General features: G+C 65.9%; 21 protein-coding genes and 1 tRNA gene. 13 read left to right on the plus strand and 9 right to left on the minus strand.

The window, feature by feature from the left end:
* Positions 1–30: 30 nt before the first annotated feature.
* The 5 genes from ACSC1Y_RS10485 to ACSC1Y_RS10505 all read left to right on the plus strand — a co-directional run bounded on the left by ACSC1Y_RS10485 (position 31) and on the right by ACSC1Y_RS10505 (position 3,320).
* The gene (locus ACSC1Y_RS10485; RefSeq protein WP_435334789.1) at positions 31–459 is read left to right on the plus strand and encodes a 30S ribosomal protein S12; all 429 of its coding nucleotides are present in this window, start codon (positions 31–33) and stop codon (positions 457–459) included.
* A 2-nt stretch (positions 460–461) separates the two neighbouring features.
* On the plus strand, positions 462–1,076 hold the full coding sequence (locus ACSC1Y_RS10490) for a 30S ribosomal protein S7 (RefSeq protein WP_435334790.1): 615 nt from the start codon (positions 462–464) through the stop codon (positions 1,074–1,076).
* 210 nt (positions 1,077–1,286) lie between these two features.
* Positions 1,287–1,886, plus strand: a complete 600-nt coding sequence (locus tag ACSC1Y_RS10495) for a biotin transporter BioY (protein ID WP_435334791.1) — start codon at positions 1,287–1,289, stop codon at positions 1,884–1,886.
* A complete protein-coding gene (locus tag ACSC1Y_RS10500; protein ID WP_435334792.1) occupies positions 1,883–2,587 on the plus strand; it encodes an energy-coupling factor ABC transporter ATP-binding protein in 705 nt (234 codons plus the stop codon). The genes ACSC1Y_RS10495 and ACSC1Y_RS10500 overlap by 4 nt, the downstream gene beginning before the upstream one ends.
* Before the next feature lie 4 nt (positions 2,588–2,591).
* Entirely contained in the window at positions 2,592–3,320 is a 729-nt protein-coding gene (locus ACSC1Y_RS10505) for an energy-coupling factor transporter transmembrane component T family protein (protein WP_435334793.1), read from the plus strand.
* 55 nt (positions 3,321–3,375) lie between these two features.
* Here the strand turns inward: ACSC1Y_RS10505 and ACSC1Y_RS10510 are convergent, their stop codons facing one another.
* Together ACSC1Y_RS10510 and ACSC1Y_RS10515 are read right to left on the minus strand one after the other, a co-directional pair.
* Positions 3,376–4,692, minus strand: a complete 1,317-nt coding sequence (locus ACSC1Y_RS10510; RefSeq protein ID WP_435334794.1) for a serpin family protein — start codon at positions 4,690–4,692, stop codon at positions 3,376–3,378.
* Positions 4,693–4,774: 82 nt separating this feature from the next.
* Positions 4,775–5,527 (minus strand): DUF5781 family protein, encoded by a 753-nt coding sequence (locus ACSC1Y_RS10515; RefSeq protein WP_435334795.1) that lies wholly within the window; start codon positions 5,525–5,527, stop codon positions 4,775–4,777.
* A gap of 179 nt (positions 5,528–5,706) precedes the next feature.
* Here ACSC1Y_RS10515 and ACSC1Y_RS10520 point away from each other — a divergent pair, with 179 nt between their 5' ends.
* Entirely contained in the window at positions 5,707–7,893 is a 2,187-nt protein-coding gene (locus ACSC1Y_RS10520) for an elongation factor EF-2 (protein WP_435334796.1), read from the plus strand.
* A gap of 68 nt (positions 7,894–7,961) precedes the next feature.
* Here ACSC1Y_RS10520 and ACSC1Y_RS10525 read toward each other — a convergent pair whose 3' ends face one another.
* Complete coding sequence (locus tag ACSC1Y_RS10525) at positions 7,962–8,180, minus strand: hypothetical protein (protein ID WP_435334797.1); 219 nt, start codon at positions 8,178–8,180, stop codon at positions 7,962–7,964.
* A 195-nt stretch (positions 8,181–8,375) separates the two neighbouring features.
* Here ACSC1Y_RS10525 and ACSC1Y_RS10530 point away from each other — a divergent pair, with 195 nt between their 5' ends.
* From ACSC1Y_RS10530 to ACSC1Y_RS10555, 6 genes are all read left to right on the plus strand, one after another.
* Complete coding sequence (locus ACSC1Y_RS10530; protein WP_435334798.1) at positions 8,376–8,909, plus strand: amino acid-binding protein; 534 nt, start codon at positions 8,376–8,378, stop codon at positions 8,907–8,909.
* Positions 8,906–9,853 carry a homoserine dehydrogenase gene (locus tag ACSC1Y_RS10535; RefSeq protein WP_435334799.1) on the plus strand — a complete coding sequence of 316 codons (948 nt, stop codon included), beginning with the start codon at positions 8,906–8,908 and terminating at the stop codon, positions 9,851–9,853. Before ACSC1Y_RS10530 ends, ACSC1Y_RS10535 begins: the two co-directional genes overlap by 4 nt.
* Positions 9,854–10,006: 153 nt before the next feature.
* Entirely contained in the window at positions 10,007–11,272 is a 1,266-nt protein-coding gene (gene tuf / locus ACSC1Y_RS10540) for a translation elongation factor EF-1 subunit alpha (protein WP_435334800.1), read from the plus strand.
* Between the two features lie 3 nt (positions 11,273–11,275).
* Entirely contained in the window at positions 11,276–11,584 is a 309-nt protein-coding gene (gene rpsJ / locus ACSC1Y_RS10545; protein WP_435334801.1) for a 30S ribosomal protein S10, read from the plus strand.
* Between the two features lie 104 nt (positions 11,585–11,688).
* Positions 11,689–12,309, plus strand: a complete 621-nt coding sequence (locus tag ACSC1Y_RS10550; RefSeq protein ID WP_435334802.1) for a rhomboid family intramembrane serine protease — start codon at positions 11,689–11,691, stop codon at positions 12,307–12,309.
* 33 nt (positions 12,310–12,342) lie between these two features.
* Positions 12,343–12,414: transfer RNA gene (locus tag ACSC1Y_RS10555), tRNA-Ala, on the plus strand.
* 521 nt (positions 12,415–12,935) lie between these two features.
* On the opposite strand, the gene ACSC1Y_RS10560 is transcribed toward ACSC1Y_RS10555, so the two are convergent.
* The 5 genes from ACSC1Y_RS10560 to ACSC1Y_RS10580 all read right to left on the minus strand — a co-directional run bounded on the left by ACSC1Y_RS10560 (position 12,936) and on the right by ACSC1Y_RS10580 (position 16,043).
* Positions 12,936–13,499, minus strand: a complete 564-nt coding sequence (locus ACSC1Y_RS10560) for a metal-dependent hydrolase (protein WP_435334803.1) — start codon at positions 13,497–13,499, stop codon at positions 12,936–12,938.
* A gap of 256 nt (positions 13,500–13,755) precedes the next feature.
* The gene (locus ACSC1Y_RS10565; RefSeq protein ID WP_435334804.1) at positions 13,756–13,932 is read right to left on the minus strand and encodes a hypothetical protein; all 177 of its coding nucleotides are present in this window, start codon (positions 13,930–13,932) and stop codon (positions 13,756–13,758) included.
* Positions 13,933–14,035: 103 nt separating this feature from the next.
* A complete protein-coding gene (locus ACSC1Y_RS10570; RefSeq protein ID WP_435334805.1) occupies positions 14,036–14,206 on the minus strand; it encodes a hypothetical protein in 171 nt (56 codons plus the stop codon).
* A 46-nt stretch (positions 14,207–14,252) separates the two neighbouring features.
* Positions 14,253–15,593: an RNB domain-containing ribonuclease gene (locus tag ACSC1Y_RS10575; RefSeq protein WP_435334806.1), complete on the minus strand. Its 1,341-nt coding sequence runs from the start codon at positions 15,591–15,593 to the stop codon at positions 14,253–14,255.
* Between the two features lie 156 nt (positions 15,594–15,749).
* The gene (locus ACSC1Y_RS10580; RefSeq protein ID WP_435334807.1) at positions 15,750–16,043 is read right to left on the minus strand and encodes a DUF7562 family protein; all 294 of its coding nucleotides are present in this window, start codon (positions 16,041–16,043) and stop codon (positions 15,750–15,752) included.
* Positions 16,044–16,199: 156 nt separating this feature from the next.
* Between ACSC1Y_RS10580 and ACSC1Y_RS10585 the strand changes: the two genes are divergently transcribed.
* Positions 16,200–16,679 (plus strand): RNA-binding protein, encoded by a 480-nt coding sequence (locus ACSC1Y_RS10585; RefSeq protein WP_435334808.1) that lies wholly within the window; start codon positions 16,200–16,202, stop codon positions 16,677–16,679.
* A 39-nt stretch (positions 16,680–16,718) separates the two neighbouring features.
* Here ACSC1Y_RS10585 and ACSC1Y_RS10590 read toward each other — a convergent pair whose 3' ends face one another.
* Positions 16,719–17,447: a DUF1028 domain-containing protein gene (locus tag ACSC1Y_RS10590; RefSeq protein ID WP_435334809.1), complete on the minus strand. Its 729-nt coding sequence runs from the start codon at positions 17,445–17,447 to the stop codon at positions 16,719–16,721.
* Positions 17,448–17,567 lie beyond the last annotated feature (120 nt).

Raw genomic sequence — 17,567 nt, forward strand, 5'->3', positions numbered from 1 at the left:
AAGTGCCTCCGTAAGATAGCGTCTGGTACTATGGCAAACGGCAAATACGCCGCACGCAAACTCAAGAAGGACCGCCAGAACCAGCGGTGGTCCGACTCGAAGTACGCCCGACGCGAGCGCGGGCTTCGAAAGAAGTCCGACCCCCTCGAGGGTGCGCCGCAGGGCCGCGGCATCGTCCTCGAGAAGGTCGGTATCGAAGCGAAGCAGCCGAACTCGGCAATCCGGAAGTGTGTCCGCGTTCAGCTCATCAAGAACGGCAAGCAGGTCACCGCGTTCTGCCCCGGTGACGGTGCGATCTCCTTCATCGACGAGCACGACGAGGTCACCATCGCCGGTATCGGTGGTGCGAAGGGTCGCGCGATGGGTGACCTTTCCGGCGTGAACTACAAGGTCGAGAAGGTCAACGGCGTCTCGATGATCGAACTGGTCCGCGGTAACGCAGAGAAACCGGTGCGCTAATCATGGCAGCAGAAGACTCCCCCGAGCCGGAGAAGCCCGCCGGCACCGACGACGAGGGCGCGCGCGCACAGCTGTTCGGTACCTGGGACATCACGGAGATGGAGTACCGTGACCCCTCCACCGAGCGCTACATCACCGTGACGCCCATCGCGCACACGATGGGTCGCCACGCGTCGAAGCAGTTCAAGAAGTCCGAGATCTCCATCGTCGAGCGGCTCATCAACCGTCTGATGCAGACCGAGGACAACACGGGCAAGAAGCAGAAGACGCTCAACATCGTCCGTGACGCCTTCCACATCATCGAGGACCGCACCGAGGAGAACCCGATTCAGGTCCTCATCCGCGCGGTCGAGAACTCGGCCCCGCGCGAGGAGACCGTCCGCCTGAAGTACGGTGGCATCTCCGTCCCGAAGGCGGTCGACGTCGCCCCGCAGCGCCGCGTCGACGAGGCGCTCAAGTTCATCGCACAGGGTGCGCTGAAGGCCTCCTACAAGACGTCCACGCCGGCCGCCGAGGGCCTCGCCCAGCAGATCATCGGCGCCGCCAACTACGACGTTCAGACGCACGCCATCAGCCAGAAGGAAGAGAAAGAGCGCGTCGCTGCTGCGGCACGCTAACGTCTGCGGATTCTTCTCTCGTCTTCTCACCGACCGTGAGCGGCGGCGCTGTCCTGCACAGGAGTCGTGGGCCGAAGCCGTTCTTCACGCGATGCGCGAGCCGAAACTACTCCACTCTCCCTCGTCTCGGTCCGTGAGAGGGGCGGCCCACGACTGCGCCACGCTCGTAAACCACAGCAATATATGTGGTTGACGAACGCGGTGTGACACATGAGCGAACGAGATGGACACGCGGGAGAGTACAGCGACGTCGACCTCGTCGGCGGTGAGACGACCAAGATGATCGCGGCGTCGGCGATGTTCGCCGCGCTGACGGCGGCGTTGGCACAGGTGTCGATTCCGATGCCCGGGATGCCGCCCGTCACGCTGCAGACGACGGCGGTATTCCTCGCGGGGCTCCTCCTCGGCGCCCGTTGGGCCGGCGTCTCGATGGGACTGTACCTGGTGACGGGCGCGGCGGGTGCCCCCGTATTCGCGAACGGTGGCGCCGGTCTCGGGGCCCTGTTCGGCTACACCGGCGGCTTCCTGTTCGGCTACCTGGTCGCCGCGGTCCTCATCGGGGCGATCGTCCACCGTGGACCCGAGACGCGGTCGCTCGACACGGTCTCGACCGCCACGCAGGTCGGTGCCATCGTCCTGGGTATCGTCGTCATCTACGTCGTCGGCACGCCGTGGATGGCCGAAGTGCTCGGCTGGTCGCTGACCAGGGCGTTCACCGTGATGCTTCCGTACCTCCCCGGTGACCTCATAGAACTCGCCGCGGTCGTCGCACTGGTTCGGGCGGGCGACCTCGACGCGCTCGCGGAATGATACAGGTCGAGGAGCTGGTTCACCGCTTCGGCGACCACCGGGCGCTGGATGAGGTCTCGCTCGCGGTCCCAGACGGGGAGTTCGTCCTGCTGGTCGGGCCGAACGGGAGCGGGAAGACGACGCTCGTGCGGCACCTGAATGGCCTGCTCGAGCCGGATTCGGGGTCGGTCTCCGTCGACGGGGTGTCCGTGGCAGAGAACCCGGTCGCCGCCCGGACGAGCATCGGCATGGTCTTCCAGCAGCCGCGCGACCAGCTGGTCGCCTCGACCGTCGGGGCGGACGTCGCATTCGGGCCGGAGAACCTCGGACTCGCCCGCGAGGAGATAGACCGGCGGGTCGAGGAGTCGCTCGCGGCGGTCGGGCTAGCGGGCCGCGAAAACGAGAAGGTCGACGAACTTTCCGGTGGTGAACAGTCCCGGGTCGCCATCGCGGGTGCGCTCGCGATGGACCCGAGCCACCTCGTGCTGGACGAACCGTTCGCCGGCCTCGATAGACGGGCTCGCCGGTCCGTGCTCGACCGCCTCGACGAACTGCACGAGGCGGGCACGAGCGTCGTCATCGTCACGCACGACCTGCGTGACCTGCTCGGCCGGGCGGACCGCGTCGTCGCGATGAGCGACGGGAGAATCGTCGTCGACGGGGTGCCGGAGACGGTTCGAGACGAACTAGAGGGCGTCGCGGTCGACGTTCCACCTGCCTGAGCAGATGTTCTCCTACACCCCGGGCGACTCGCTCGCCCACCGACTCGACGCCCGCGCCAAGCTCGCCTTCCAGCTGGGCTTCGCGGTGGCCGCGTTCGCCAACCCGACGCCGGCGTGGCTGGCGGCGATGGCAGCCGTTGCGGCGGTCGCGATGCTGTCGGCGCGGCTCTCGCCGCTGGCCGTGGTTCGCGCCTACCGGGTGGTCCTCGCGTTCTTACTCTTGAGTCCGCTGGTCGCGGGGCTGACGCTTGGCGAACCGTGGTTCGTCCCGTCTCGAGCCGTCGAGTCGGCGCTGGCTATCTCACGCGTCGTCCTCGTCCTGTTCGTGAGTGCGGCCTACGTCAGGTCGACGCCGGTCAGGGAGACGCGCGCCGCCATACAGCGGTTCGTCCCGGGCAAGGCGGGGCGGCTACTCGGGGTGGGGATGGCGCTGACCCTGCGGTTCGTTCCCCTCCTTCGGCAGGACCTGCTGTCGGTTCGGCAGGCGATTCGGGCACGCGGCGGTGAGAAGCGCTCGGCCGTCGACCGGGCTCGACGGCTCGCACTGGTAGGGCTCTCGCGGGCACTGACCCGGGCCGACCGGCTATCCGTCGCGCTGCAGGCACGGTGTTTCTCGTGGAACCCGACGCCGCCACGGATGGTCTTCTCGCGAGTCGACTATCTCGTGCTGACGTTGGGGACGGTGCTGGGCATCCTCGGGCTGGTGCGGACGGTCGCACCGATGCTCGGGTGAATCGGTGTCGGGTGAATCGGTGTCGGGTGAATCGGTGTCGGGTGAGTCGCTGTTCTTACTGTGCCGCCGCGGCGTCCACGACCCGTCCGAGGAAGACGACGGAGCCGGTCTCGCGGTGGCGGATGGCGAACAGGAACGGGCGGTTGGCGGCGAAGGTGAAGGGGTCCATCGGGGCGGACTCGTCGCCGACGACGACCCCGGTCGCGGCGGTCGCCTCGGTCCCGGACTCGTCGACTGCGACGAAGCTCTGGTGGACCACGTCCGTGATGGCGAGTCGTTCCTCGGTGCCCGGTTCGACCATGCCGCTGAAGTCGGCGAGGTCGTGGTCGAAGGCGTCGGGCATCCCGAGTTCCTTCAGGGTCTTGTTCAGGCCGACCTTCGAGCCGAAGGTGAACTTCGGGAGGCGAACGGTCCCCTCGCGGGGTTCGAGCGCGTCGACGAGGCCGTGGAAGCGGTCGGCGTCCAGTGCGGCCTCGAAGTCGGTGAACTCGCCCTCGGGCGGGAGCACGACGACCATGCTGGCCTCGTCACCGACGTAGGGCAGCTCGAGGATCTGGGTTCCGTCGACCTCGGCGTACGGGAACGACTCCTCGTGGCGCATCATCGGGACGGTCGTCTCCGCGCCGTCGAGGGCCGTGAAGGTCGTGTCGGCGGTGGCGTCTTTCGGGAAGGTGTGCTCCCAGGTGGCCTTGAAGTAGACCGCGTTGGTGGCGACGAGCCGGGTCAGTTCGGTGATGGAGCCCTCGGGCATGAGGTCCTCGATACGGTCCTCGGTCTGGTCCGCGACCCAGTCGTTGATGGTCTCGCGGGAGGTTTCCGGGTCGGCGACGAAGTCGAGCGTCCGCAGGCCGGCCCCGTAGTTGACGGCGAGCGTGTCGAGGAACGCGTCGTCGAAGGGATAGGACTCCTGTCCCCAGATGGCGTTGACGAGGTCGAGGCGGAAGGCGTCCTTCTCGGCATCCGCCGACGGCTCGAGCGCGAGGTCGAGCGCGTTGAACGTCGCGTGGAGGTCGGCCTGTTCGCCGGCGTAGTGGAGCGTCTCGGCTATCTGCGCCTCCGTCTCGCCCTTCGCGCCGGCCCAGACCATCGCCATCGCGAGCGAGATGCTGAGCGGCGAGATGAACAGGTTGTCAGCTGGTTCGGCGGCCACGCGGGCGCGGTGGAGGTCGAGCGCGAAGTCGGTGTTCGCCCGGACCTGTTCGCGGAGGGCGCCGGCGCTCACGTCGGGGTTCGTCTCGCGAGGCAGGTTGGAGACGAGCAGGCCAGGTGTCGCGCCGGGGGCGGTTCGGAGGCCGCCCAGGCAGCCGGCGACCGCGGGTAGGGAGAGCGCGCTCGCGAGCGCGAGCACCTCTCGACGGGTCCAGTTGTGCATGAATAGAGAGAGGTCGCCGGAGACTATCTCCTCTCTGATAGATGAAACGCGGGTTTTACCGATACGTGGCCTCCGCAGCGTCCTAGTCGGCGGCCTGCTGTCCACCGAGGGCGTACTCCCTCGTCACGTCGACCAGCGCCTTCCGGTACTCGCTCCTGGTGGGGTCGTCGACCAGGGTCGCGAACCGGCGTTTGAACCGGTAGAGGTCGACGTCCGGCGCGTCACCCGCGGCGACGTGTGCGAGCTCGTACAGCGGGTGTTCGGCGTCTACGAGGTCGTGGCGCTCGACGAGTGCGAGTGCGAAGGCGGCGTTGACCGCGGTGATGTCGGGGTCCGCTCCCGGCGTGATGGGCATGAGTCCGGCACGCGGTGGCCGCGGCTGGTCGGCGAGTGCGGCGGCCAGGCTCGACTCGAGGAAGGAGACGAGCTTCTCGGGCGGTGAAACCTTCATCGTGATGTCGTCGGCGTAGATGTCCTTCATGTGGTTCGCGATCTGATAGCAGTGCGAGAGCTTGCGTCGCTCGACGCTGTTGCCCGCGAGCCCGAGGAACAGGGCCTCCTCTGTGGACTGGACGTGTGATGGATGTTTCTGCTCATAGCGTACCATGTGGGCGAACTCGTGGATGGTGAGTTCGCGCGCCATCACGCTCGTCGCCGCCCGACGCGAGATGTTGAGGACGTGATGGTCGTCGTAGTGGCCTGTCCAGGTCCGTTCGTCGGGGTCGTCTCTGACGTGGACGTGGATGGGTAACTCGACGTCGGCTTCGGTCTCGAAGAGGTCTCGGGCGCTCAAGAATGGAGCCGTGGGCCCGGAACCCTGTACGCGAACCTCCATGCTACTAATTACCAAGGTTCCTGACGGTATGAGGGTTGCGGCCCGGTGAACCGTTGCCGATACTGTGTGCATCGTTGACTTACCGAGCCGTTCCCAGGTGGCTGAAAACGGCCGTCTCACGGTGTCACGGTGAATCGAAAACAGCATACTTTTACCGGCTTCGTCGGTACGCAACACCAATGGGTAGACGAAAGAAGATCGTCGAACAGTGCGAACGGCTGATGGACAAGCCGGAGCAGATCCGGAACATCGCCATCGCCGCGCACGTCGACCACGGCAAGACCACACTCACAGACAACCTGCTCGCCGGGACGGGCATGATCGCCGACGAGGGTGAGGCGACCAAGCTCATGATGGACACGGAAGAGGACGAGCAGGAGCGTGGGATCACCATCGACGCGGCGAACGTGTCGATGACCCACGAGGTGGACGGAAGTAATCACCTCATCAACCTCATCGACACGCCGGGCCACGTCGACTTCGGTGGCGACGTGACGCGTGCGATGCGTGCAGTCGACGGCGCACTCGTCGTCGTGGACGCAGTCGAGGGCGCGATGCCGCAGACGGAGACCGTCGTCCGTCAGGCACTGCGTGAGGGCGTGAAGCCGGCCCTGTTCATCAACAAGGTCGACCGCCTCATCTCGGAGCTGCAGGAAGGCCCCGAGGAGATGCAGCAGCGTCTCCAGAAGGTCATCGGCAACGTCAACGAGCTCATCGCTGGCATGACCGAAGACATGGACGACGTCGACGACTGGACCGTCTCCGTCCAGGACGGTACCGTCGCGTTCGGGTCCGCCCTTTACATGTGGGGCGTCTCGGTCAACTCCATGCAGCGCACCGGCCTCGACTTCGGCGACATCATCGACCTGGAGCGCGCAGGCAAGCGCAAGGAGCTCCACGAGAAGACGCCGCTGTCGAACGTCGTGCTCGACATGGTCGTCGACCACTTCCCGAACCCCATCGAGGCTCAGCCCCGTCGTATCCCGCGCATCTGGCGCGGTGACGACGACAGCGACCTCGCAGAGCAGATGCGTCTCGTCGACGACGACGGCGAGGTCGTCTTCATGTGTACGGACATCCACATGGACCCCCACGCTGGCGAGATCGCGACGGGTCGTGTCTTCTCCGGGACGATGGAGAAGGGCCAGGACCTGTACGTCTCCGGTACTGCGGGCACGAACCGCCTCCAGTCCGTCGGCCTCTACATGGGTGGCGAGCGTGAGGAGGTCGACCGCGTCCCGGCAGGGAACATCGCAGCCGTCACCGGTCTGCGCGACGCCATCGCCGGCTCCACGGTCTCCTCCGTCGAGATGACGCCGTTCGAGTCCATCGAACACATCTCGGAGCCCGTCATCACGAAGTCCGTCGAGGCGAAGAACATGGACGACCTGCCGAAGCTCATCGAGACGCTCCGTCAGGTCTCCAAGGAGGACCCGACCATCCAGATCACGATCAACGAGGACACGGGCGAGCACCTCATCTCCGGACAGGGCGAGCTCCACCTCGAGGTCATCACCCAGCGCATCGAGCGCAACCAGGGCATCCCGGTCATCACCGGTGAGCCGATCGTCGTCTACCGCGAGGCGCCGCGCGCGGAGACCGGCGAGGTCGAGGGCATCTCCCCGAACCGCCACAACCGTTTCTACATGACCCTCGAGCCGCTCAGCGAGGACGTCGTCGAGAAGATCCGTCTCGGCGAGGTCTCGATGGACATGCCCGAGCTGGAGCGCCGTGAGGTCCTCCAGGAAGCCGGTATGGACAAGGACACGTCCCAGAACGTCGAGCACATCTTCGGGACGAACGTCCTCATCGACGACACGAAGGGTATCCAGCACCTCAACGAGACGATGGAGCTCGTCATCGAAGGTCTCGAGGAGGCCCTCGAGGACGGTCCGCTCGCCGCCGAGCCCGTCCAGGGTGCGCTCCTCCGCCTGAAGGACGCCCGTCTCCACGAGGACACCATCCACCGTGGTCCGGCACAGGTCATCCCCGCAGTCCGGGAGGCCGTCCACCGCGCACTCATCCACTCGGGTGTCGCGCTGATGGAGCCGATGCAGAACGTCCGTATCGACGTGCCGAACGAGCACATGGGTGCTGCGTCCGGCGAGATCCAGGGCCGCCGTGGCCGCGTCGACGACATGTACCAGGAGGGTGACCTCATGGTCGTCGAGGGTATCGCACCCGTCGACGAGATGATCGGCTTCTCCTCGGACATCCGCTCCGCAACCGAGGGTCGCGCGTCGTGGAACACCGAGAACGCCGGCTTCGAGTTCATGTCCGACTCGCTCCAGAGCGAGAAGGCCATGGAGATCCGCGAGCGCAAGGGCATGAAGCTCGAGCTCCCGGAAGGCGTCGACTACTTCTAACTACTCTGCGTTTCTCTCCCGTTTTCACTCGCCCCGAGCGGCGGCGCCGTCCTGTCTCGGACGGTGCCTCAGAACGGCAGGTATCGGTCGTAGACCGCGTCGATCCGTTCGTTGATTCGCTGCCCCTCCTGTGAGCCCCAGGGGTAGCGCGAGAAGTAGAACCCACAGGAGACGATGATGCCCAGCGTGCTCGCGAGCTGGGGGGCAACGTAACTACCGACCAGGATTGTGAGGAAGCCGAGGACGCCTGCGACGACGACGTCGACCAGCTGCCGTGCGACGGACATACCCGTGGCTTCGGCCGTGTCGGTATCAAGCCTCCGGGACGGCTCGTCGCAGGACAGCTCGTCGCGGGGCGACGGTGACACGTCCGCCGGCGGACGTGTGGATAGATTTGCGAGTGGCTGAAGGCTTATGTCGCTCGCTCGGGTCAGAACTACGTATGAACAGACGACGCGCCGTCTTCTCTACGGGTGATGATGATGGCCGCTGATGTCTCCGAGTCGCGACGGGCGTATACCGTCCGGCTGGAGCTCGTCGACGAACCGGGCGAGCTGTTGCGCGCGCTCCGTCCAATCGCCGACAACGGGGGGAACCTACTGTCTATCTTCCACGAGCGCGGCAACCTGACACCGCGGGGGAACATCCCGGTCGAGGTCGACATGGAGTGCGTCCCCGGCCGGTTCGAGGACGTAGTCGAGGGACTCCGTGAGGCCGGTGTAACCGTGATACAGGCGGGAGAGGAGCGTTTCTCGGAGCAACTGAGCGTGTTGCTCGTCGGCCACATCGTCGAGACCGACCTCTCCGATACGCTGTCGGTCATCGAGGACTGTAGCGGGGCATCGGTGACGGACTTCGCGCTCGACGCACCCGCGGGGACCGACGACGTCTCCAGCGCACGCGTCCAGCTCGCGGTCGAACCGGGGCGGACGGAGTCCGCACTCGACGTCGTCCGCGAGGTCGCAGACCGGAAGGACCTGCAGCTGGTCGAACCGCTCGTGGAGGGTGACGCATGAAGCTGGCAGTCCTCGGTGCCGGCGCAGTGGGCCGGTCCGTCGCACGGCTGGCCGGCGAGCGGGGCCACACCGTCACTGCACTCGCGGACTCGCGGTCTGCGGTCGTCGACCCCGACGGAATCGACACGGACGCCGTCCTCGACCGGAAGGATCAGGAGGGCGTCGTCGGCGACGAGGCTATCGACGCGGCGCTCTCGACGGAGTACGACGCGCTCGTCGAGGCGACGCCGACGACGCTGGGCGACGCACAGCCCGGCTTCTCACACGTCCGTGCAGCGCTCGAACGCGACCGGCACGTCGTGCTCGCGAACAAGGGGCCGGTCGCAGAACGGTACGGCGACGTCCGTGCGCTCGAGCGCGAGAGTGCGGGCCGGGTACTGTTCGAGGCGACCGTCGGCGGTGCGATTCCCGTCCTCGGGACCATCGCCGATTACGGGCCGAAACAGGTCACCGCGGCACGAGGCGTCCTCAACGGGACGGCGAACTTCATCCTCACCAGGATGGCCGCGGAGGGACTCGGTTACGAGCACGTCCTCGCGGAGGCCCAGGACCTCGGCGTGGCCGAGGCCGACCCCGCGTTCGACGTGGAGGGGACCGACGCGGCGTTGAAGTGCGTCATCCTCGCGAACGTGCTCGCCGACGGCGGGACCGAGTACACGCTCGCGGACGCGGACGTCGAGGGGATCGTCGACATCCCGCCCAGCGCGCTCGAACTCGCGCGCGAGGACAACCGGACCGTTCGGCTCGTGGGCGAGGCGACGCCGGAGGGTATCCGCGTCGGGCCGCGTCTCGTCCCGCTCGACAGCCCGCTGGCCGTCTCCGGGACGGAGAACATCGTCCAGCTGGACACCGCTCACGCGGGACGGTTCGCGCTCCGCGGCCGCGGGGCCGGTGGCGACCCGACGGCGAGTGCAGTGCTCGCGGACGTGGCGCGGCTCGAGTGAGTCGCTGCGGCCGTCCGAATCGGGCCGTATGGTGTGTGGTCGCACGCCAAACCGCAAGACGGCGTCGGGGTGTCGTACGGGCCGTATCGAAATGGTTTTAACCGTTTCTGCCGAAAGATTCACCCACAGCGCCTCTGCGCGTGAGATACAACAATGAGCGACAAACCGCACCAGAACCTGGCCGTCATCGGCCACGTCGACCACGGTAAGAGCACACTGGTCGGGCGACTCCTCTTCGAGACGGGGAGCGTGCCCGAGCACGTCATCGAGCAGTACCGCGAGGAAGCAGAAGAGAAGGGCAAGGGCGGCTTCGAGTTCGCCTACGTCATGGACAACCTCGCCGAGGAGCGAGAGCGTGGTGTCACCATCGACATCGCCCACCAGGAGTTCGACACCGACGAGTACTACTTCACCATCGTCGACTGTCCGGGCCACCGTGACTTCGTCAAGAACATGATCACGGGCGCCTCGCAGGCAGACAACGCCGTCCTCGTCGTCGCCGCAGACGACGGTGTCGCGCCGCAGACCCGCGAGCACGTCTTCCTGGCACGCACGCTGGGTATCGACGAGCTCATCATCGGCGTCAACAAGATGGACGTCGTCGACTACTCCGAGGACTCCTACAAGGAGGTCAAGGCTGAGGTCCAGAAGCTCCTCAAGCAGGTCAACTTCCGCTCCGAGGACGCGACCTTCATCCCGATCTCGGCGTTCGAGGGCGACAACATCGCCGAGCGCTCCGACAACACCTCCTGGTACGATGGCGACATCCTCCTCGAGGCACTCAACAACCTGCCGGAACCGCAGCCGCCGACGGACGCGCCGCTGCGCCTGCCCATCCAGGACGTCTACACCATCTCCGGCATCGGTACGGTCCCGGTCGGCCGTGTCGAGACGGGTATGCTGAACATCGGCGAGAACGTCTCGTTCCAGCCGTCCGACGTCGGTGGCGAGGTCAAGACCATCGAGATGCACCACGAGGAAGTCCCGGAGGCTGGCCCCGGTGACAACGTCGGGTTCAACGTCCGTGGCATCGGCAAGGACGACATCCGCCGCGGTGACGTCTGTGGCCCCGCCGACGACCCGCCGACGGTCGCCGAGACGTTCCAGGCCCAGATCGTCGTCATGCAGCACCCCTCGGTCATCACGGCTGGGTACACGCCGGTCTTCCACGCCCACACGGCGCAGGTCGCGTGTACCATCGAATCCATCGACAAGAAGATGGACCCCGCCTCGGGCGACGTCGCCGAGGAGAACCCGGACTTCATCCAGTCGGGCGACTCCGCGATCGTCACCGTCCGACCCCAGAAGCCGCTCAGCATCGAGCCCGCCGGCGACATCCCGGAGCTCGGTTCCTTCGCCATCCGCGACATGGGTCAGACCATCGCGGCTGGCAAGGTCATGAGCGTCAACGAGAAGTAAACAATGCAGCAGGCACGCGTCCGGCTCGCGGGTACGAGCCCCGACGACCTCGACCAGATCTGCGACGACGTTCGCGAGATCGCGAACAAGACTGGTGTGAGCCTGTCGGGCCCCATCCCGCTGCCGACCAAGACGCTGGAGATCCCGTCCCGCAAGTCGCCTGACGGCGAAGGTACGGCGACGTGGGAGCACTGGGAGATGCGCGTCCACAAGCGTCTCATCGACCTCGACGCGGACGAGCGGGCACTCCGCCAGCTCATGCGCATCCAGGTTCCCAACGACGTCAGCATCGAGATCGTCCTCGAAGACTGAGGCCGGTGTGACGGCCTCGCGCCGTCGTCTCTCGCGCAGCACCGTCTTCGACTTCGGGTCGTTTTTACCCGAACGCTAATTAGCCACGGCTATCTTTCTACCATATGTCACGTCGTTCGGGGAGTCCCACCCTCGACCTGCTCGTCGTCTTCGTCCTCGTCTACACCGTGCAGTCCCTCGTGCAGCTGCTCGGTCTGGTCGGGCTCGCCGGCGTCCACACGTTCCTGTTCGTCCTCCACGCGCCGTCTGCACAGCCCTGGGCGCTCGTCACGAGCGTCTACGCACACGGCAGCCTCGGCCACCTCCTCTCGAACGCCGTCGCACTCGCGCTGGTCGGCTTCCCGCTGGAGCGCTACACGACCCGGCTGCGCTTTCACGTGTTCTTCGTCGTCGCAGGCGCGCTCGCCGGCTACGCGGAGGTCCTGCTCGCCGCCGGTCCCGTCGGCGTCCTCGGCGCCTCCGGGGCCGTCTTCGCCCTCTACGGCTACGTGCTGGGCGGCAACCGCGTCACGGACGGTCTGCTCGCCCGGCTCGGGCTCCCCGGCTGGGTCGAGTACGCCGCCTTCGCGGCCATCGCCATCGTGGTGACGCTCGCGACCGGCGCGCCCGGGGTCGCCCTCATCGCGCACTTCACCGGGTTCGTCGTCGGCGTCGCGGCCGGCCGCGCCCGGCTCCTCGCCACGTCACAACGCACCGCACTCGGCTCCCGAAAGGAAAGCTACTAATACGTCCCGGGGGCAAGGTTTTGATGCGTTAGCGGGCTCGTAGATCAGGGGTAGATCGCTTCCTTCGCAAGGAAGAGGCCCTGGGTTCAAATCCCAGCGAGTCCATAATTCTGCGCTGCGAGCAAATCGCGAGCGGCGCATATTTTACGATGAAGCTGGGATTTGAAGTCCTGTGAGTCGCAGCGCCGAGCGGAGCGAGGTGACCGTCTCACTCTGGGTTCAAATCCCAGCGAGTCCATTTCCTTCGCTCACTACGTTCGCTCAGTCAATGGACTCGCTGACCTCCCGTTCGCTACCGCTCACGGGAGTCCCAGCGAGTCCTGTGCATCCTACCGACGAGCGTCGCCGGTCCACCGAACCAATCCCGTGAAAGCTACGCTACGAACTCTTCTCGCACTAGTTCGACGTCGCTCGAGCCGCAGCTGGTACAGCGTTGTTTCGCAGATGCGACCAGCCCCGCTCCACAGTCCCGGCAGGTGTCTCGCTCCGTCACGACGCCGGTGATACCGCAGATGGGACAGAGCTTGCGCCTCGCCCTGAAGTGCGCCTCGCAGGCGACGCACCTGAACATGGTTCCCATGCCGTAGGGTACGCCGTCGGAGGAGAAGATTCGTCTGGTCGGTGTGCTACGGTTCCGTCTCGGCTCTGGCGCCGACGTCCCCGCTGGTGTTCCGTCGGCGGCTCCGTCCCGGTGCCAGTACGGGCATCCACAGGCCGGTCGTCCAGACCATCGTGGTCGCCAGCAGACCCAGCGTGAACAGCGTCCGGTTCGCGGTCGGGTTGCTCGCGGCGACCAGGTTCAGCGTGAGGTGGAGGTCCCAGACCGGGGCGAACGGCTCGATGCCCATCGGCGTCAGCAGGTCGCCGAGCAGGTGCGACGTCGTCGTCAGGCAGCCGACCAGCGCCGCCCAGCCGAACTGCCGGAGCGGGGTCCGGCGACCGCCACGGACGGTGTGCACGGCGAGGAACGTACCGAGGAAGAGACCGACGCCGGTGGCGAACCAGACCGTATGCGTGATGCCCCGGTGTGGGACCGAGGCCAGCAGGAGGTCGACGTCCGGCGCGGTCGATAGGGTCGCGCTTGCGACGGCGCCCCCGGCGGCGAGACCGACCCGACCGGTCGCACGGAGGTAGAGCGCGACCGGCGCGAAGACGAGCAGCGCTAGTCCCAGATGCCCGAGCGCGTACATCGCCGGTCCACCCCCTCGTTCGTCACTCTGTCTTCGGTCGCGGTTCCCCAGTCCACCAGATTCGATATCGATGCCCTGACCATGTGCCCTACCGAGGCCACGGTACGTGCCACAATGGCACATGCCGTTCAACTTTCCACCCTTTTTGTACAGACCAGCCGCGAACGCTGATGGCTGTATACATGTCCGGAATGTGCAGGCAGAAAACTGAAGACGTGATTGGTTCCGACACTGTTCGAACGGGTCCGATACGGTGCTACCAGACGGCGAGTTCGTCTTCGACGACGACCAGTTCCTCGTCGAGGACGCCGCAGCAGTTCTGGTAGGGGACGAACGCCGCGAGCTTGTCGTCGATGTAGCAGTCGATGCCGTTCTCGGTTCGTTCGAACCGGTCGCACTCTATCTGACCTTCGTGGAGGAGCACTCGGTACATACGTACAGATAGGTGTCCCGAGAAGAAATCCGTAGCGCGGGACGTTCTCGGCCGGTAGCAGGTTCGGCCGGTAGCAAGTTCGGTGGTCGCCGAAGGCGAGACCTCAGTCGTCCGTCTTCTCGTCGCCAGACCGGTGACTCGCGTACCATCGGTCGACTTTCTGAGCGAGAAGAGGCACCACGACGATGAGAACCAGCGCGAGCAGGAGGAAGAGTCCCATCCCGAGGAGAAATGGCCACGGGGTGACCGCGGTCGCGGGCGGAAGCGGGGCCATGGACTGTCCACTGTTGCCGTGCCGGTGACAAAACGGTGCCGGCCGGTTACTGCTCCAGCTCGTCCGTCCCGGTTCCGTCAGCCGCTTCGTCCGCCTCGTCGTCCTCGTCCTTCACGACGCGTATGCCCCGGTTGTTGACTGCGTCGGGGTCGAGACCGACCTCGTTGAGGAACTGCTTGTACTCGCGCTCACACTGCTCTGCGTCCTTCTGCTTGTCCGAGGCGCGCTGGCAGAGCGCGTCGAGGTCTTCCGGCACGTCGTTCGTGTAGACGATCCAGTGGTTGATGAGGTCCGACAGCCGGCGGATGGGGGAGGTGAAGTGGCCGTAGATGTCGAAGTTGAGCGCGTGGTGGCCGCCGAAGGGGTCGGCCATGTACTTCGCCCGTGGCATGACCTTCATCACCGCCCACTGTATCTTCCCGAGTTGGCGCTCCGGTGCCTCCTCGAGGGTCGCGTTGACGGCCTTCCGCGGGTCGTCCCACGAACTGCCTGGGATGGAGACCCCGTCGAGTTCCTGTATCTCGACGAGTGCCTTGTCCCACTCGTCGGGCGTCGGCTGCGGGTGGACGCGGTACATCGCCTCGACGCCGCGATTCCACATCAGGACGTGCGTGACGGCCTTGTTCGCTTTCAGCATGCACTCCTCGATGATGGTGTGCGCGCGGTCGCGGCGCGGGTTGAGGACGAGCGAGCCGTCCTCCTTTCGCTGTTCGTGGAGCCGGTCGGCGACCTCGAAGACGAGCGATATCTCGTCGTGCATCGCCGCGTCGGCGTCGTCGAGTCGGTTCTCGGTCTGGGTGTAGGTGAGCCGTTCGTCCGAGTGGATGACCGATTTGTAGATGTCGATGTTCTCGAAGTTGAGGTGCTCTTTACCGAGTTCCATCTCGACGGTGTGAGCGAGACGGTCCTCGTTGGGGACGAGCGAACAGACCGACTCGGCCAGCATCGGCGGGAGCATGTGGATGGTGTAGGCGGGGAGATAGACGGTGTTCCCGCGCTCGACGGCCTCCTTCCACATCGCGCTCTCGGGGTGGACGTAGTGGGTGACGTCGGCGATGTGGACGTACAGGGTGTAGGTCTCCTCGTTCTCGATGATGGAGATGGCGTCGTCGAAGTCCTGCGCGTCGACCGGGTCGGTCGTCCACGTGGTCAGGTCACGGAGGTCCGTCCGCTCGTCGATCTCGTCCTGTATCTCCTGCTGGACGTCGGTCGTCCGTTCCTCCGCCTCCTCCATCACCGCGGCGGGGAACTCATCACGTATCTCGAACTTCTCGAACAGTTCCTCGCGTTTGTTCTCCAGATGGCGCGCCATCTCTTCGTCGATCTCGACGGGGCCCTGGCCTTCCGCTGTCCCGGCCGCGGCCTGCGCGCTCGTGTCGTCGCTCATGGCCCGGGCTACGCAGGGGCGACGGGAAAACGTATCGGGGCGTCGGCGGGTCCGGAGCGTCGGCGAGTTCGAGGTTGTGGCGAGTCCGGAGCGTCGGCGAGTTCGATGTGGTGACGATTTCGGGGCGCCAGTGAGAAGAGTGCAGGAGTCGGCAGCTCACTGCTCGGAGGTACCGTACCGCTCCTGTACCAGCCGGTTGTACAGCTCCAGGAACTCGTCCTGAGAGAGCTTCGCACCGTCGAGTTCACAGAGGATGCCTTCGAGTTCGTCGCGTGGCTGGTGGCACTCGGTCCGATAACAGGGTTTGCAGAGGTACTCGAACTCCTTGCCGCGGCGCTCCCATCGATTTCCGTACTTGTCGTACTCTCTCGCATCTCGCCGCTCGACGTCGCCGCCGCACGCGATGCAGGTGACGTGCTCGTCACCCCGGTCTGTCCGGGTACCCCACATACGAGAACAGATGACGGGGTGGCATATAGGCCTTGTCTCGGTGACACACGACAGGTGTTGGCACGCTACAGCGGCCGCGTTTTCGGAGCACATTCTATCCGTGGAAGGGGCTCCGAGAACGGGTCGTTTATGCGCCTCCCGGGAGTGGTTGCACGTATGCAGGTCAAGTCCCGCCATCACCTTCGGAGCGACGACGTGAAGGAGGTCGAATCGGCCGTCGCCGACGCGCTCGGCGTCGAACTGTCGGGCGACACATACGAACTTGTCGAGCTCGACGGGAGCGAGTTCGACGTCGTCCTCGTCGACGGCGAGCCGCAGGTACTGTACGTCGACGACGAACCCTTCCTCACGGTCCGTGGCGCGAACGCCTACGAGGTCACTCGGAACGTCGTCACGGTCGACGCCGGCGCCATCTCGTTCGTCTCGGACGGCGCAGACGTGATGCGCCCCGGAATCGTCGAGGCCGACGAGTCCATCGAGTCTGGCGATCTCGTCGTCATCGTCGAGGAGACCCACGGCAAGGCCCTGGCCATCGGCCGAGCGCTCACCGCGGGGGACGACATGGTCGGTGACTCTGGCAAGGTGGTCGAGTCCATCCACCACGTCGGGGACGACTTCTACGAGTTCTCTGTCTGAGGCGTCTCGCCTCGCGCGGCCCGCGTTCTGCTCTCCGCCTCACTCGTCGGCAGCGGCGTCCATGTCGTCTTCTGCGTACGCGTCGCCGTAGCGTTCCAGTGCCGCGAGGAATCCCTCACGAGCCAGCTCGTAGGTCCGTCGCAGGTCGTCGATGGGTGTCTCCGTCGCGTCGACTCGCAGGTCGTCGTAGTACGGCTCAGGGTCGAGTGCTTCCGTCGTGGCGACTCGCAGTGCGGCGCTCTGTATCGTGAGTTCCTCGCGCTTGTCTCCCCCGGCTTCGTAGCCCGCCGCGAGTGCGTCTATCAGTCGCTCCGCGAGCGGTTCCAGCTCCGATTCCTCGGCCTCGTACCCCGCTTCGTACGTGGAAGCGACGGCCTCGACGACCGCCTCGCCGGTGAGAAGGTTGCCCGCGACGGTGTAGTTCTCGCCGGTCAGGTTCCCCGCCCAGTCCTTACAGTCTCCTCCCGTGAAGGTGAACGAACCATCGTGACCGACGCCGTGGAGCTGTCTGGACCCCGCGTTCTCGTCGGCGTTGAGCAGCGCCCGGAGGGCGTCGTCGACCGCGAGGCCATCGTCGAGGTACTCGACACCCTTCCGGCCGAGCCGGACGTTCGTCAGGCTCTGCGTCGAGACCGCCCCGTTCTCGCTCACCCAGGGGCAGAGGGAGCCGACGCCGGGAAGACGGGTGGTGACGGCCACCCCGAACCGCGTCTGCTCGTCGCCGGAGTCGTCCTCGTACCGTTCGCGAACGCAGATGCTGAAGGTCATACCACCGTCTCGAACGCGAGACGCGAAAAAGGAACCTGTCGCGGCGAGGGACCTGTCGCGGCGACCGCGTTCGAGCACGGCCCCGCAGTTGGATGCTACCGGTTGGCCGTGGTGAACCGC

The organism is Haloarchaeobius lipolyticus (assembly GCF_051208015.1).
GTDB lineage: Archaea > Halobacteriota > Halobacteria > Halobacteriales > Natrialbaceae > Haloarchaeobius.

What these genes read in the sequence shown, in the direction of transcription:
- ACSC1Y_RS10500 (WP_435334792.1), top strand. Translation starts at nt 1,883, where the DNA reads ATGATACAGGTCGAGGAGCTGGTTCACCGCTTCGGCGACCACCGGGCG.
- ACSC1Y_RS10585 (WP_435334808.1), top strand. Translation starts at nt 16,200, where the DNA reads ATGCAGGTCAAGTCCCGCCATCACCTTCGGAGCGACGACGTGAAGGAG.
- ACSC1Y_RS10485 (WP_435334789.1), top strand. Translation starts at nt 31, where the DNA reads ATGGCAAACGGCAAATACGCCGCACGCAAACTCAAGAAGGACCGCCAG.
- ACSC1Y_RS10565 (WP_435334804.1), bottom strand. Translation starts at nt 13,932, where the DNA reads ATGTACCGAGTGCTCCTCCACGAAGGTCAGATAGAGTGCGACCGGTTC.
- ACSC1Y_RS10490 (WP_435334790.1), top strand. Translation starts at nt 462, where the DNA reads ATGGCAGCAGAAGACTCCCCCGAGCCGGAGAAGCCCGCCGGCACCGAC.
- ACSC1Y_RS10575 (WP_435334806.1), bottom strand. Translation starts at nt 15,593, where the DNA reads ATGAGCGACGACACGAGCGCGCAGGCCGCGGCCGGGACAGCGGAAGGC.
- ACSC1Y_RS10535 (WP_435334799.1), top strand. Translation starts at nt 8,906, where the DNA reads ATGAAGCTGGCAGTCCTCGGTGCCGGCGCAGTGGGCCGGTCCGTCGCA.
- ACSC1Y_RS10505 (WP_435334793.1), top strand. Translation starts at nt 2,592, where the DNA reads ATGTTCTCCTACACCCCGGGCGACTCGCTCGCCCACCGACTCGACGCC.
- ACSC1Y_RS10510 (WP_435334794.1), bottom strand. Translation starts at nt 4,692, where the DNA reads ATGCACAACTGGACCCGTCGAGAGGTGCTCGCGCTCGCGAGCGCGCTC.
- ACSC1Y_RS10570 (WP_435334805.1), bottom strand. Translation starts at nt 14,206, where the DNA reads ATGGCCCCGCTTCCGCCCGCGACCGCGGTCACCCCGTGGCCATTTCTC.
- tuf (WP_435334800.1), top strand. Translation starts at nt 10,007, where the DNA reads ATGAGCGACAAACCGCACCAGAACCTGGCCGTCATCGGCCACGTCGAC.
- rpsJ (WP_435334801.1), top strand. Translation starts at nt 11,276, where the DNA reads ATGCAGCAGGCACGCGTCCGGCTCGCGGGTACGAGCCCCGACGACCTC.
- ACSC1Y_RS10520 (WP_435334796.1), top strand. Translation starts at nt 5,707, where the DNA reads ATGGGTAGACGAAAGAAGATCGTCGAACAGTGCGAACGGCTGATGGAC.
- ACSC1Y_RS10495 (WP_435334791.1), top strand. Translation starts at nt 1,287, where the DNA reads ATGAGCGAACGAGATGGACACGCGGGAGAGTACAGCGACGTCGACCTC.
- ACSC1Y_RS10515 (WP_435334795.1), bottom strand. Translation starts at nt 5,527, where the DNA reads ATGGAGGTTCGCGTACAGGGTTCCGGGCCCACGGCTCCATTCTTGAGC.
- ACSC1Y_RS10525 (WP_435334797.1), bottom strand. Translation starts at nt 8,180, where the DNA reads ATGTCCGTCGCACGGCAGCTGGTCGACGTCGTCGTCGCAGGCGTCCTC.
- ACSC1Y_RS10550 (WP_435334802.1), top strand. Translation starts at nt 11,689, where the DNA reads ATGTCACGTCGTTCGGGGAGTCCCACCCTCGACCTGCTCGTCGTCTTC.
- ACSC1Y_RS10590 (WP_435334809.1), bottom strand. Translation starts at nt 17,447, where the DNA reads ATGACCTTCAGCATCTGCGTTCGCGAACGGTACGAGGACGACTCCGGC.
- ACSC1Y_RS10530 (WP_435334798.1), top strand. Translation starts at nt 8,376, where the DNA reads ATGGCCGCTGATGTCTCCGAGTCGCGACGGGCGTATACCGTCCGGCTG.
- ACSC1Y_RS10580 (WP_435334807.1), bottom strand. Translation starts at nt 16,043, where the DNA reads ATGTGGGGTACCCGGACAGACCGGGGTGACGAGCACGTCACCTGCATC.
- ACSC1Y_RS10560 (WP_435334803.1), bottom strand. Translation starts at nt 13,499, where the DNA reads ATGTACGCGCTCGGGCATCTGGGACTAGCGCTGCTCGTCTTCGCGCCG.